This window comes from Azospirillum fermentarium (assembly GCF_025961205.1).
Taxonomy (GTDB): Bacteria; Pseudomonadota; Alphaproteobacteria; order Azospirillales; family Azospirillaceae; genus Azospirillum; species Azospirillum fermentarium.
The window spans coordinates 1,084,352-1,097,558 of the sequence record NZ_JAOQNH010000001.1; the positions used below are offsets into that span (position 1 = coordinate 1,084,352).

11 protein-coding genes are annotated in these 13,207 nt (G+C 68.7%); 2 read left to right on the forward strand and 9 right to left on the reverse strand.

Annotated features, from left to right (window positions below; translation table 11 throughout):
- Positions 1–108 precede the first annotated feature (108 nt).
- Together M2352_RS05070 and M2352_RS05075 are read left to right on the forward strand one after the other, a co-directional pair.
- Complete coding sequence (locus tag M2352_RS05070) at positions 109–939, forward strand: UDP-2,3-diacylglucosamine diphosphatase (RefSeq protein WP_264663414.1); 831 nt, start codon at positions 109–111, stop codon at positions 937–939.
- Positions 936–1,934 (forward strand): glycosyltransferase family 4 protein, encoded by a 999-nt coding sequence (locus M2352_RS05075; protein WP_264663415.1) that lies wholly within the window; start codon positions 936–938, stop codon positions 1,932–1,934. Before M2352_RS05070 ends, M2352_RS05075 begins: the two co-directional genes overlap by 4 nt.
- A gap of 65 nt (positions 1,935–1,999) precedes the next feature.
- Here M2352_RS05075 and M2352_RS05080 read toward each other — a convergent pair whose 3' ends face one another.
- The 9 genes from M2352_RS05080 to M2352_RS05120 form a co-directional block, all read right to left on the reverse strand.
- Complete coding sequence (locus M2352_RS05080; protein ID WP_264663416.1) at positions 2,000–3,232, reverse strand: hypothetical protein; 1,233 nt, start codon at positions 3,230–3,232, stop codon at positions 2,000–2,002.
- 299 nt (positions 3,233–3,531) lie between these two features.
- Positions 3,532–4,659, reverse strand: a complete 1,128-nt coding sequence (locus M2352_RS05085; RefSeq protein WP_264663417.1) for an ISAs1 family transposase — start codon at positions 4,657–4,659, stop codon at positions 3,532–3,534.
- Between the two features lie 118 nt (positions 4,660–4,777).
- On the reverse strand, positions 4,778–5,803 hold the full coding sequence (locus tag M2352_RS05090) for an ABC transporter substrate-binding protein (RefSeq protein ID WP_264663418.1): 1,026 nt from the start codon (positions 5,801–5,803) through the stop codon (positions 4,778–4,780).
- Between the two features lie 35 nt (positions 5,804–5,838).
- Entirely contained in the window at positions 5,839–6,690 is an 852-nt protein-coding gene (locus M2352_RS05095) for an ABC transporter permease (RefSeq protein ID WP_264663419.1), read from the reverse strand.
- A complete protein-coding gene (locus M2352_RS05100; protein ID WP_264663420.1) occupies positions 6,671–7,465 on the reverse strand; it encodes an ABC transporter ATP-binding protein in 795 nt (264 codons plus the stop codon). The genes M2352_RS05095 and M2352_RS05100 overlap by 20 nt, the downstream gene beginning before the upstream one ends.
- A gap of 486 nt (positions 7,466–7,951) precedes the next feature.
- Positions 7,952–9,397: a pyruvate kinase gene (pyk, locus tag M2352_RS05105; RefSeq protein WP_264663421.1), complete on the reverse strand. Its 1,446-nt coding sequence runs from the start codon at positions 9,395–9,397 to the stop codon at positions 7,952–7,954.
- A 139-nt stretch (positions 9,398–9,536) separates the two neighbouring features.
- Positions 9,537–9,809 carry a hypothetical protein gene (locus M2352_RS05110; RefSeq protein ID WP_264663422.1) on the reverse strand — a complete coding sequence of 91 codons (273 nt, stop codon included), beginning with the start codon at positions 9,807–9,809 and terminating at the stop codon, positions 9,537–9,539.
- A gap of 97 nt (positions 9,810–9,906) precedes the next feature.
- The gene (locus tag M2352_RS05115; RefSeq protein WP_264663423.1) at positions 9,907–11,265 is read right to left on the reverse strand and encodes a sigma-54-dependent transcriptional regulator; all 1,359 of its coding nucleotides are present in this window, start codon (positions 11,263–11,265) and stop codon (positions 9,907–9,909) included.
- Entirely contained in the window at positions 11,262–13,055 is a 1,794-nt protein-coding gene (locus M2352_RS05120; RefSeq protein ID WP_264663424.1) for an ATP-binding protein, read from the reverse strand. The genes M2352_RS05115 and M2352_RS05120 overlap by 4 nt, the downstream gene beginning before the upstream one ends.
- Positions 13,056–13,207 lie beyond the last annotated feature (152 nt).

Below are 13,207 nucleotides of genomic sequence, written 5' to 3' on the forward strand. Positions count from 1 at the left end.
GCATATAAGTACGCTCTCGTAAATTCAAAGGATTGCCAAGGGTTTTTCTTTTGTGTATAGGGGCGCTGTCTTGGTCTTTGTCCTGCGCAACAGCGGCGGAGCAGGTGCATGGGGGCGGCGTCCGTAAACCGGTACCGGAGCATCTGGATCTCCGACATCCATCTGGGCACCCGCGGGTGCAAGGCGGATATCCTGCTGGATTTCCTCAAGCACAACGAGTCCGACTTTCTCTATCTGGTCGGCGACATCGTGGACGGCTGGCGCCTGCGCAAGGGCTGGTACTGGCCCCAGGCCCACAACGACGTGGTGCAGAAGATCCTGCGCCGGGCGCGCAAGGGGGCCAAGGTCTTCTATGTCCCCGGCAACCACGACGAGGCGGCGCGGGACTATCTGGGCCTGACCTTCGGCGGCGTGCGCGTGGTGTCGGAGGCCGAGCACACCACCGCCGACGGCCGCCGCTTCCTGGTGATCCACGGCGACCAGTTCGACGCGGTGGTCAAATACGCCCGCTGGCTGGCGCTGATCGGCGACCACGCCTATGTGGCGCTGCTTCAGGTCAACACCGGCTTCAACTGGGTCCGGCGGAAGCTGGGTTTCCCCTACTGGTCGCTGTCCGCCTATCTGAAGCACAAGGCCAAGACGGCGGTGGAGTTCATCGGCCAGTACGAACACGCGCTGGCCGAGGAAGCCCGGCGGCGGCGCATCGACGGCATCATCTGCGGCCACATCCACAGCGCGGAAATGCGCACGATCGAGGGTGTCCTCTATTGCAACGACGGCGATTGGGTCGAATCCTGCACCGCCTTGGTGGAGCACGCCAACGGCTCGCTGGAAATCATCCGCTGGGCGGAGGTCTTGGCCGGGCGCTCGGAAGCCGCTGGCGCGCTGCCCGCGCTGCCCGCACCGAAACCCATGCCGGAACGGACGGAAGCGGCGTGAACATCCTGATCGTCACCGATGCGTGGACGCCGCAGGTCAACGGCGTCGTGCGCACCATCTCCACCGTCCGCGCCGAACTGGAAGCCATGGGCCACACGGTGGAGGTGATCGGGCCGGACCGTTTCCGCACCGTGCCCATGCCCACATACCCGGAAATCCGGCTGGCGCTGGGCGCCGGGCGGCGGCTGCGCGCGATGATCGAGGCCATGCGCCCCGACTGCATCCACATCGCCACCGAAGGGCCGCTGGGCTTCGCCGCCCGCCGCTGGTGCGTGAAGCGCGGCATCCCCTTCACCACCGCCTATCACACGCGGTTTCCCGAATATGTGCGCGACCGGGTGCCGGTGCCGCTGGCGCTGAGCTATGCGGTGGTGCGGCGGTTCCACAAGCCGGCCGCGGCGGTGATGGTCGCCACGCCGTCCATCGAACAGGATCTGCTGGCCCGCGGCTTCACCAACATCCGCCGCTGGACCCGCGGGGTGGACACCGACCTGTTCCGCCCGCGCGACAAGGGTTTCCTGGATCTGCCGCGGCCCATCGCGCTGTACGTGGGCCGGGTGGCGGTGGAAAAGAACCTGGAGGATTTCCTCAAACTGGATCTGCCCGGCACCAAGGTGGTGGTGGGCGACGGCCCGGCCCGCGCCGAGCTTCAGGCGCGATACCCCGAGGTCCATTGGGCCGGCGCCCGCCACGGCGAGGATCTGGCCCGCCATTACGCCGCGGCGGACGTGTTCGTCTTCCCCTCCCGCACCGACACCTTCGGGCTGGTGCTGCTGGAGGCGCTGGCGTCCGGCGTGCCGGTGGCGGCCTACCCGGTGCCGGGGCCGCTGGACGTGGTGGACGGGTCGGGTACGGGGTGCCTGAGCGAGGATCTGGCCGAGGCGGTGGAAACCGCCCTGACCATCCCGCCCGAACGCTGCCGCGATTACGCGCTGGGCTTCTCATGGCGCCGGTCGGCGGAACAGTTCCTGGCCAACCTGCGGCCGTTTACGTGAACGGACGAATCAGGCCGCGTTCTTCAAGGGCCAGTCGGCGGCACGGACGATGGTGAACCAGTCGGTCAACGGCCCTTCGCTGTCGCCCGTCCCGGTATTTCCCACTGTTCGCGCAGGCCTCGCCGCGAAATGATCCGCATGCGCCAATCACAGCGTGCTTCCACGCTGGGAGATAGCGTGCCCCCACGCCGGGAGCCAAGGGGACGCATCGCCATCACCGCCGCGCACCCGTACAGGACCGCCGGCAGAGCATAGGTGAAGGGCTGGGTCCAGGCGCGCAGGCTCGTCCCGCCGGCGTGCCACGCCATCGCCAGCGCCGCCGGCACCAGCATGATCCCCATCCCGGCGGCCAGGGCGGTGAAGAGACGGGCCGGGGTCAGAGGACGGCGGCACAGGATCGCCACCGCCCCGGCGGCCAGCAGGGGCAACACCTCCCCCAGGGAGCGGGCGCCGGGGGGCAGCTTGCCGGTGACGTGCAGCGGGGAAAAGCCGGCGGGATCATGCAGGTAGAAGGGCAGGGCCAGCGCCAGCGCCACCCCCGCCGCCAATGCCCCCGGCCCCAGCCCCGCCGCCGGGCCGCGCCGGTGCCAGCCGTGGGCGGCCAGGATCACCACGGCCACCCCATAGTCCGGGCGCGAACACACCGCCACTCCCAGCAGCGCCGCCGCCGCCGCCATCCGCCATGGTACCCCGCCGTCCACCGCCCGCACCGCCCCCCACAGGGCGGCACCCACATACAGGGCGTTGACGGCGTAATCGCCGCCGGTGACATAATCCTGCATGAAGCCGGGGTTGCCCAGCGTCACCACCCCCAGCAGCAGCCAGCGGGCCGGCGGATCCCGCAGCGTCCGGCCCAGCGCCAGAACCACGGCCAGCGTGACCGCCACGTTCTGCACCGCCACCGCGCCCAGCAGGTGAAACGGCATGCCGATCAGCAGCGCTCCCGGCAGCGGCGTGACCGGGCCGCCCAGATATGTGCGCCCGCCATAGGGGAAACGGCCGTCCAGCAGGGCCTGGATGGCGATGGACAGCGCCTCGTCCCGGTCGCTGCCGGGGCCGAGCAGGCCCGATTGGGCAAAGGGATAAAGGACGGCGAAGGCGGCGGTCAGCGCCAGGGCCAGCGCCGCGGCCTGCCACCGCCCGGCGGGAAGCCGTGCCCCCCGCTGGACCGCGGCGATGACCATGCCGGCGGCAGCCAAAACGGCGGCATAGGCCAGGGTCAGCGGCACGCCGCCGTATTTGACCGTCATGGGCATGGCGCCGGCGGCCACCAGCCCCAGCAGGAGCGTCAGGCGCATGGCCTCACCCGGCCTCGCCACAGGATGCCGGGACGGCGCTTGTCTTGCATGCGTTTGTATTACCACCCAGGGTGTAGAGCCGGCCAGGGATTGGCCCCAGCCGGCTTTACAAAGGAGATCGTGATGTCTCAACCCATCACGCTCCTGTTGCTGCGTCTTCGGTTCCGCCGGATCGTGATCCGGCTGACCATCGAGCGCCGCTAACAGGCACCGGGGGGTGTTAGCAGCACCTCCCGGACGCCTCTTGACGATACACCCTTGGGACGAGGCCGGCAAGATCACCCCTTGGGGGGCCAGGGTCATCGCATTTGCCCAAGGATGGATCTTGCGAAGTCGTCGGACCATCCTGAGCGTTTTCGCTTACGGCGGACGGAGACGTCAGGTCGGGCGCGGTTGAGGACGTTGAGGGCGAGCTTGCGCAGGGTAGCGAGGTTTTCCGGGCCGTGATCCTTTCGGTTTCTGGCGCGGTCCTCGTCGAAGGTAACGTCGAGAACCCAATGGAGGCCGTTCTCCACCGACCAGTGTGCCCGAGCGGCGTTGAGGTACTCTTCGGCGCCAAGCGGTCGCGAGGCGAGGTGATAGTGGCGGGTGACGGTGGTTTTGCCATTGCGTTCGATGGCGGCCTCGATCATGCCCAGGCAGGCCATGTCGGGGAGCAGAACCGGCTCCGAGCAAGCCGACTTGGGACCGCGCAGCCAACTCAGGTCGTGGCTGACCCAAGCCCGGCGGGTCTCGATACGGCCGTGATCAGCATCGGTGGTTTCGTACGTATTCAATTCGGCCAGCGTCAGCGGATCGGCGAAATAGTCCACCACCATGCCATGCAGGGCGGGGTGGTTGGCCTTGAGCCGCAGAAGGTAGTCGCCCCCTTGGTCGCGAATGATGCGCGCGGTGTCCATTTGGCAATGGATGGCGTCGGCGGTCACCAGCCATCCCGTCAGGTCCATGCATCCCAGCAAGGCCCGCGCCGCCACGATCTCGCTGTCGCCCTCGGCCACCCGGAAGCTCTGCTGGCCCACCACCACGCGCGTGGCCGAGGCGAACGCCGTGACCACCGCCAGCGGGTTGGCGCGCGCCGCGTCGTCGAAGGAGCGGCGTAGCGTCTTGCCGTCGATGGCGAGCACGCCCGCGCCTGCCGCCCCCAGTTCGTCCAGAAACCGCCCGAAGCACGCCGCAAAGGCGGCCGGATCGAGAAGCCGGAAGATCCGCGAGAATGTATCGTGGCTCGGAATCCCGTTCTCCAGCCGCAAGAAGTCCCGGAACAAAGCCTCCCGATCCACCGCAAAATCGGCATAGTCCGAACAGCTCTCAGCCCCGCAGATCGACGCCGTCAGCGCGATCGCGAGAACCTCAAGGAGGTCGTGCCGCTTGGCGTTCCCAGTGCGAGGGTCTGGTAATGCGGCAAACACTTTGGCGTACCACGACATCGGGGGCTCCTCCTCTGACAGTCAGAGCTTCCCTACAGAATCCTTTTCAGAGCGCCGCGCTACCGTCTTTTCTCAAATGCGATTCCCCTGTTGGGGGGACACCAGCGTCCCGGCGGCGTTACGGGTGCTGTTTGGCCGCCTCTTCCGCAAAGCGGTTGGTGTAGGTTCGGGACAGGTCGATGGGGGCCTTGCCGATCTTCTCGTCGTACATGGACAGGACCGCCAGCGGTGTCTTCAAGGTTTCCGGGTCGAACAGCCCGGTTTGCGAGAACATCGGTTTCGAGGCCGTCACGATGTCGAGGTTGAGGGTGTGGTCGTCCACCTTGGAGGCGGCCGGCAAGGCAGCGACGATGCGTTCCGGCGGTTCCACGGCAAGCCAGCGCAGCGTGCGCAGGAAGGCGTTGGCCAGGCGCTGCACGGTCTCCGGGTTCTTCTCCAGAAAGGCCTTGGTCACATAAAGGCAGGCCGTGGGGTAGGCGCCGCCGAACGCAACCCTGGACCCGTCTTCGTTGCGGGTGTCGAACAGCGGCTTGCCGGTGCCCTTGCGGTCGAGCACGGTGGCGATGGGATCGAAGGTGATGAGCGCGTCCACGGTCTTCCCCTCCAGCGCCACCATGCCCGGCGCGCCGGTGCCGACCGCCAGGATGCTGACGTCGCGCGGCGTCAGGCCGTTGCGGCGCAGGTAGTAGCGCAGCACCATGTCGCTGGACGAACCCGGCGTCGTGATGCCGATCCTCATCCCTTTCAGATCCTTGCCGTCCTTGATTGTGCCGGCAAGGTCGGCGCGCACGTCGAAGACGATGCCCGGCGTGTCGGTCAGCAGGAATACGCCGACGATTTCCTTGCCCTGCGCCTGCATCTGGATCGTGTGGTCGTAGAAGCCGACCACTGCGTCCACCGAGCCGCCGATCAGCGCCTGCAGGGCCTTGCTGCCGCCGGCCTGGAAGTTCTCCACGGTGACGGTCAGCCCCTCCTGCTTGAAATGGCCCAGGTTCTGGGCCAGCGGCAGCGGCGCGTAGTTGAGGATCGACGAACCGACGCCGATGGACACGGCGGCCTTTTCCGGTTCGGCCGCAAGGGCCGGTACCACCACGAGCAGCACGGCCAGGGCGGCGGCCAAACGGTTGCCCAAGGTTCCGAGCATGGGCCTCTCCTTCAGAAAGGGGGATGCGGCGCGACTCACGCGTCCGGTTCGCCGGACGGCACGGGGCGCCAGACCAGCAGACGGGATTCCAGGCTGTCCACGAGCCGGTCCAGGGTGACCACGAAGGTTGACAGCAGAACCAGCCCGGCAAAGACGCCGGTGGCGTCCATCACGCCTTCGGCCTGGGCGATGATGTGCCCCAGGCCGGCGGACGAGCCGAGGTATTCGGCCACCACAGCGCCCATCACCGCCATGCCCACCGAGACGCGCAGGCTCGACACGATCCAGCTCGCCGCCGACGGCAGGTAGACGTGGCGCAGCAGGGCCATCCGGCTGGCCTTGAGCAGCCGGGCGTTGGCGAGCACCACCGGGTTCACCTCGCGCACACCCTGCAGCGTGTTGAAGAAAGCGATGAACAGCACGATGGTCACGCCCAGCGCCACCTTCGACGCCAGCCCCAGGCCGAACCACAGAACGAAGATCGGTCCCAGCAGAATGCGCGGGATGGCATTGAAGACCTTGACGAAGGGCTGGAGAACATCGGCGGCGAACGCGGACAGGCCGAGCCAGATGCCCAGTGCCGTGCCGGCGGCGATGCCGATGGTGAAGGACAGCACCGTCTCCAGCAGCGTGATGCCGACGTCGCCCCAGATCTCGCTGGTCGAGAACCACTCCGCCAGGCGCCCGGCGATGGCCGTGGGCAAGGGGAAGAAGAACGGGTCGATCCACGCCAGCCGTCCGGCCATTTCCCACGCGACCAGGAAGACCGCGACGATGCCGATCTGAGTCGCGCGGACCTTTCCCTTCCGGCTCCACGGCGCCCGCGGGGCGTCGGCCGGAACCTCGGAAGCGATCGTAACCGTCGGGCTAGTGTCGGGCTGCGGCATAACTCTTCTCCACCTCGGCACCGAGCAGCCCCCACACTTCGCGGTACAGGTGCAGGAATTCGTCGGTGGTCGCCAGCGCGCTCACGTTCCGTGGTCGCGGCAGGGGGATCGGCACCTCGCCGATGATCCGGCTGCCCGGACCGGCGGACATCACCAGCACGCGGTCGGCCAGCGTGATCGCCTCCTCCAGATCGTGGGTGATGAAGATCAGCGAACGCCGCTCCTCCTGCCACAGATCCAGCAGGATCCGGTGCATGAGGCGGCGGGTGTGCACGTCGAGCGCCGAGAAGGGCTCGTCCATCAGCACGATCTTCGGTCCCATGATCAGGGTCTGGGCCATGGCGACGCGCTTGCGCTGGCCGCCGGAAAGCTGGTGCGGATAGCGGGATTCGAAGCCGTCCAGCCCGACCTTCCTGAGCCAGGGAAGGGCGCGTTCGCGCGCCTGTGCGACCGGCATTCCCTGGAAGATCAGCCCCAGGCCGATGTTGTCGAGTGCCGTCTTCCAGGGCAGCAGCGCGTCCTGCTGGAGCATGTAGCCGGAATCGCCGTTCAGTCCGGTCAGCGGTTTGCCGAAGATCGCCACCGTGCCGGCGGCCGGGCGCAGCAGGCCGGTGATGATGTTGAGGAGCGTCGATTTCCCGCAGCCCGTCGGACCGACGACCGCCAGGAACTCGCCCGATTTGACGTGCAGGTCGGCGTCGGACACAGCCGTGAAGCGGCCGAACCGGACCGCCACGCCACTCAGCGTGACCGATGGAACGGACGGATCATCCATCGCCGCTCTCCTCTTCGAAATCATATACTACTATAGCGATAAGAGCACATTAGTTTTCGTTCTGTCAATTGGGTGAAGTCATTGGATTTTCGAAATAAAGTTTATATTATCGTCAAATTCCAAACGTTTTGGGCGAGTGCCGATGGACGGTTCCCGGCCATCGGTGCCCGGCACGGCGGCCGGGGCCCCGAACCTGGGTTCTCAGGGTTGAAATCTGTGGAGAAGCCCGGAATTTTCGGCATCGCCCCACCTGCCGCGCCGGCGACCGGATGCACGTGATGGGCGGGAATACAGACGTGAGCCGCGACCGGCGGCGGTATGAAGCCCTTGCGGCCTTGGAAACACCGTCTGGATCCCAGCCTTGGCTGGGATGACGATGAAAAGGAACCGGAATGCCGCAGGCCGCGCCGGGGCGGACGGAGGGCTGCCGGCACGCCACGGATGAGGCGTGCCGGAGACGTTCAAGCCAAGTGCCGTGGGCCGGTCTTACGCGTTCCCCTCGACCCAGGCGATGCGCAGGATGTTGGTGTTGCCGGGGGTGCCGAAGGGCACGCCGGCGGTGATGACCAGCCGCTGGCCCTCCGCCGCCAGGCGGTGGGCGAAGGCGGTGCGGGTGGCGGTCTGGACCATTTCGGAGAAGTTGGTGACGTCGGCGATCACCACCCCGTGGACCGCGAACACCATGGCCAGCCGCCGCGCCGTCTCCTGGCTGGAGGTCAGGCACAGGATCGGCACCTCGGGCCGTTCGCGCGCCGCCCGCAGCGTGGTCGAGCCGCTGGTGGTGTAGGTGACGATGGCCGCCGCCTGGATGGTGTGCGACACCTGATGCGCGGCACTGGTGATGGCATCGGCGGCGGTGTGCTCCGGCTCCGGCTGCTGGGCGTCCATGATGGCGCGGTAGAGCGGGTCACGCTCGATCTTGCCGGTGATGCGGTCCATGAACGACACCGCCTCCACGGGATAGGAGCCCGAGGCGGTTTCCGCCGACAGCATCACCGCATCCGCCCCGTCGAACACGGCGGTGGCCACGTCGGACGCCTCCGCCCGGGTGGGGGCGGGGGCGGAGACCATGGATTCCAGCATCTGGGTCGCCACGATCACCGGCTTGCCGGCGCGCCGCGCCTCCTGCACGATGCGCTTCTGGATGCTGGGCACGTCCTCGGGCGGCAGTTCCACGCCCAGGTCGCCGCGGGCCACCATCACCCCGTCGGACAGTTCGATGATGCTGTCCAGATGCTGGATGGCCTGGGGCTTTTCCAGCTTGGACAGCAGCGCCGCGCGCCCGGCGATCAGCCGGCGGGCCTCCGCCACGTCCTCGGGCCGCTGGACGAAGGACAGGGCGACCCAATCCACCCCCTGGTCCAGCGCAAAGACCAGATCCTCGCGGTCCTTCGCCGTCAGGGGCGACAAGGGCAGCATCACGCCCGGCACGTTCACGCCCTTGCGGTCCGACAGCCGGGTGCCGCTGACCACCACGGTGTCGGCGAACTCCGGCCCGCAATCCACCACGCGCAGCCGCACCCGCCCGTCGTCCAGCAGCAGGTCGGCGCCCGGCGCCATGGCCGCGAAGATTTCGGGATGGGGCAGGCCGACACGGGTGAGATCCCCCGGTTCCCGCGACAGGTCGAGCCGCAGCCGGTGGCCCGGCGTCAGCGTGATGGGGCCGTCGGCAAAGGTGGCGATGCGCAGCTTCGGCCCCTGGAGGTCCGCCATCACGCCGATGGGGCGGCCCAGCTCGGCTTCCACCGCGCGGATGGCGGCCAGCCGCTCGCCGTGGTCGGCGTGGGTTCCGTGAGAGAAATTCAGGCGGAACACGTCCACGCCGGCTTCGAACAGCGTGCGGATCATGGCCGGGGTGGACGAAGCCGGACCCAGCGTGGCGACGATCTTCGTCAGCCGGTTGCGCCGGATGGGGGTGGTCGGCGGTGTCATCGGAACCTGATCCTTCCCTGTCGTCACGTCAAAACCCTGTCGTCACGTCAAAAGCAGAACGGTGTGTGCGCCACCGTGCCCCGAATCGGAACCGTCGGTCCGACTCGGGGAATGGAGGGAGGGGCGCCGCGCCGTCCCGTCACTCCATATCGTCGCCGGCTTCCTCGCCCGCCAGCTCCTCGGCCAGATCGTCGGCCAGTTCGGCGAACAGATCGGCGTCGGCGGGGATGCCCTGCTCCTCGCAGATGCGCACGAAGATGCGGTAGGCATGCAGAATCGCCACGTCCAGGACCGCTTCGTCACCGTCCTCGCTGTTGCGGTCGGTGATCTCGCGCTCCTCCAGCGTTCCCACGATGTCCAGCTCCGCCGCCTGCAGAACCGCTTCCATGGCTTTCTTGTGAATGTTCGACATCGTGCCTTATCCTTGTCTGGCCGCCCGCGGACGGGGCGGTTCCCTGTCGTTCGGTTTCTAGCCTACAGATTCCCATCCGGGTGCCAAGGGCCGAAACTCATTCGATAAAATCATCCCGGCTCAGCCCGTGGCGCTTCAGCTTGTCGTAGAAGGTCTTCCGGGGGATGTTCAACGCCTCGATGGTGGCCTTCACGCTGCCCTTGTGGCGGGCCAGTTCGTCTTCGATCACCGATTTTTCGAACAGGTCCACCCGTTCGGCCAGCGACAGGCCGGGACCGGGCGGCTGGGGCGGGGCGGGAGCCAGGGGCGTTTCCGCGCCGTCGGCCAGTCCCAGCACGAAACGGTCGGCGGCGTTGCGCAGTTCGCGCACGTTGCCGGGCCAGCCGTGGGCCATCAGCCGGTGGGCGCGTTCGGGTGTCAGCGGCGGCGGCTCGCGGCCATAGCGCTGGGCGGCCTGGGCCATGAAATGCTGGAACAGCAGCGGGATGTCGTCGCGCCGCGCCCGCAACGGCGGGATCGCCACCACCACCACGTTCAGCCGGTAATAGAGATCCTCGCGGAAGGTGCCGCGGCTGGCCGCCTCGCGCAGGTCCACCTTGGTCGCCGCCACCACCCGCAGGTCCACCGCCACCTGATCGTTGGAGCCCAGCGGCTCCACCAGCCGCTCCTGAAGCACGCGCAGCATCTTGACCTGCAGCGCCAGGGGCATGCTCTCGATCTCGTCCAGGAACAGGGTGCCGCGGCTGGCGTGCTCGATGCGGCCCACCCGGCGCTTGGCCGCCCCGGTGAAGGCCCCGGCCTCGTGCCCGAACAGTTCGGATTCGAAGATGCTCTCCGGCATGGCGCCGCAGTTGAGCGCCACGAAGGGGTTGGTGCGCCGCCGGCTTTCGGCGTGCAGCGCGCGGGCCACCATCTCCTTGCCGCTGCCGGTCTCGCCCAGGATCAGCACGTCGGCGGCGGTGTCGGCCACGGCGGTGATGGTGGCGCGCAGCCGTTCGATGGCCGGCGTGCGCCCGATGATCGAGGCCACGCCCCCGGCCCCCGGCTTGCCCGCCAGCTGCCGGCGCAGGTGGCGGTTGTCCAGCACCAGCCGCCGCTTTTCCGCCGCGCGCCGCACCACCTCCACCAGCCGGTCGGAGGGGAAGGGCTTTTCCAGAAAATCATAGGCGCCGTCGCGGATGGCCTGCACCGCCATGGGCACGTCGCCGTGGCCGGTGATCAGAATCACCGGCAGGTCGGGGTCGAGCGCGCGCACCGCCGCCAGCAGCGCCAGCCCGTCCATGCCCGGCATCCGCACGTCGCTGACCACGCAGCCGGCGAAATCGCGGGTCAGCCCCTTCAGCGCCTTGTCCGCCGATTCCGCCGCCGTCACGTCGAACCCGGCCAGTTCCAGCGCCTGGGTTCCGGCCATGCGGATGGGCCGCTCGTCATCGACGAAAAGGACAGGCGCGCTCATGACAGCAGCTCCGACGCGGGGGGATCGGCGGGTTTCAGGCGGACGGTGAACAGCGCACCGCCGTCCGGGTGGTTGCCGGCGGTGACGGTGCCGCCGAAATCGGTGACGATGCCGTGGCTGATGGACAGCCCCAGCCCCAGCCCCTCGCCCGCCTCCTTGGTGGTGAAGAAGGGGACGAACATGCGGGGCAGGGCATCGGCGGCGATGCCGGCGCCGTTGTCGCGCACGGTCAGCACCACAGCCGCCGCCTCCTCTCCCGTCCCTGGGGCGGTCATCTGGATCTCCAGGGCCGGGGCGGGGCGGTCCTTGGCGGCGTCGGCGGCGTTGGCGAACAGGTTGACCAGGACCTGCTGCAGCCGCACATCCTCCCCCACCACCCACACCGGGGCGGCGGGCAGGTCCAGGGCCACCGTCACCCGGTGCCGGCGCAGCTTGGTTTCCAGCAGGGCCAGCGACTGGCGCACCGCGCGCCCCGCCTCCACCGGCCCCAGCGTGCCGCCGGCCCGGCGGGCGAAGCCCTTCAACTGGCGGGTGATGCTGGCCATGCGGTCGGTCAGGTCGGCGATTTCCGCCAGATTGTCGGCCACCGAGGCCGTCTTCCCCCGCTCCAGCAGCACGCGCGCGTTGTCGGCGAAGGTGCGCAGGGCGGCCAGCGGCTGGTTGATCTCGTGCGCGATGCCCGCCGACATCTGGCCCAGGGCCGCCAGCTTGGCCGCCTGCACCAGATCGTTTTCGCGGGCGCGCAGTTCGGCGGTGGCCTCCGCCACCCGCTGCTCGGCGGTGCGGCGGGCGTTCTCCTGCCACGCCATGCGCTCGCGCAGGCTGCGGCGGCGCTGGGCCAGCACCATGCCGGCCAGCCCGGCCAGCCCCACCGCCCCGCCCGCCAGCAGGGCCGCGGTGCGCGCCCGGTCCCGCACCGGGGCCAGCGGCGTCAGCACATGCAGCGACCAGTCGCCCCCCGGCACCGCCGCGGTCTGGAACAGATACCGGCGCCAGCGCCCATCCTCGCGCACCGACACGGTGCCGTCGTCGGCGGGCACCCAGGGCAGGGCCTCGTACCCCTCTTCCGGCGGGCGCTGGATGCCGGGCAGCAGGCGGTAACGCCAGGATTCCACCGTGGTGATGAACACCACCCCGTCGCGCCCCGACACCGCCACCCGCTCCGCCCCGGCGCGCCAACCGCTTTCCAGCCCGCCGAACCCCACCTTCAGCACCACCGCTCCCAGGGCCGCTCCCAGGGCCGCATCCGGAGGGGGCGCCGGTGTGCGGTTTTCCGCACGCACCCGGTGGGCGGTGTAGAAACCCGGCACCAGCGACGTGGTGCCCAGCGCGAAATGATGCCCCTCCCCCCGGTCCATGGCGTCGCGGAAATAGGGGCGGAAGGCGAAATTGCGTCCGATGAAGCTGTCCGCCGCGTCCCAGTTGGACGCCGCCACCGTCACCCCTTGCGCGTTCATCACATACAGGGCCGACGCCGACAGGGCGGTGGCGATGCCCTGAAGCTTGGCGTTCATGGCCGCCACCGCGCCCGCCGGGGCCGGGGCGGGGGCGGCCAGCAGCGCCGCCACATCGTCCGCCTGGGCCAGCGCCAGCGGCACGGCGGCGTGTTTTTCCAATTCCGTCCGTAGGTTCGCCTGATACAGCGCCACCCGCGCCCAGCCGGCATCGGTCAGGTCGGTCCGGGCCCGCGCATCCCCCCATGCCCAGCCCGCCGCACCGGCCAGCCCCGCGGCCAGCACAAGGCACAGCACCGCCGCCCGCCGCGGGTGGCGGCGAAGTGGTCCTACCACTTGGAATGAAAATGGCGTGGGTTGCCCCGTTTTCCTAATCAAACCACCGTCCCGGCGTTTTGCATCGCAACATAGAAACGCTCTGTGCGGATTTTCGCACATCTGAAAGCGAGGGGAAGTGCGGATTTCCACACACCAGCACCGCGGCGGCG

Excerpts from the sequence above, each read along its gene's own strand:
- M2352_RS05080 (WP_264663416.1), bottom strand. The coding sequence starts at position 3,232 with ATGCGCCTGACGCTCCTGCTGGGGCTGGTGGCCGCCGGCGCCATGCCC.
- M2352_RS05115 (WP_264663423.1), bottom strand. The coding sequence starts at position 11,265 with ATGAGCGCGCCTGTCCTTTTCGTCGATGACGAGCGGCCCATCCGCATG.
- M2352_RS05090 (WP_264663418.1), bottom strand. The coding sequence starts at position 5,803 with ATGCTCGGAACCTTGGGCAACCGTTTGGCCGCCGCCCTGGCCGTGCTG.
- pyk (WP_264663421.1), bottom strand. The coding sequence starts at position 9,397 with ATGACACCGCCGACCACCCCCATCCGGCGCAACCGGCTGACGAAGATC.
- M2352_RS05095 (WP_264663419.1), bottom strand. The coding sequence starts at position 6,690 with ATGCCGCAGCCCGACACTAGCCCGACGGTTACGATCGCTTCCGAGGTT.
- M2352_RS05070 (WP_264663414.1), top strand. The coding sequence starts at position 109 with ATGGGGGCGGCGTCCGTAAACCGGTACCGGAGCATCTGGATCTCCGAC.
- M2352_RS05110 (WP_264663422.1), bottom strand. The coding sequence starts at position 9,809 with ATGTCGAACATTCACAAGAAAGCCATGGAAGCGGTTCTGCAGGCGGCG.
- M2352_RS05085 (WP_264663417.1), bottom strand. The coding sequence starts at position 4,659 with ATGTCGTGGTACGCCAAAGTGTTTGCCGCATTACCAGACCCTCGCACT.
- M2352_RS05100 (WP_264663420.1), bottom strand. The coding sequence starts at position 7,465 with ATGGATGATCCGTCCGTTCCATCGGTCACGCTGAGTGGCGTGGCGGTC.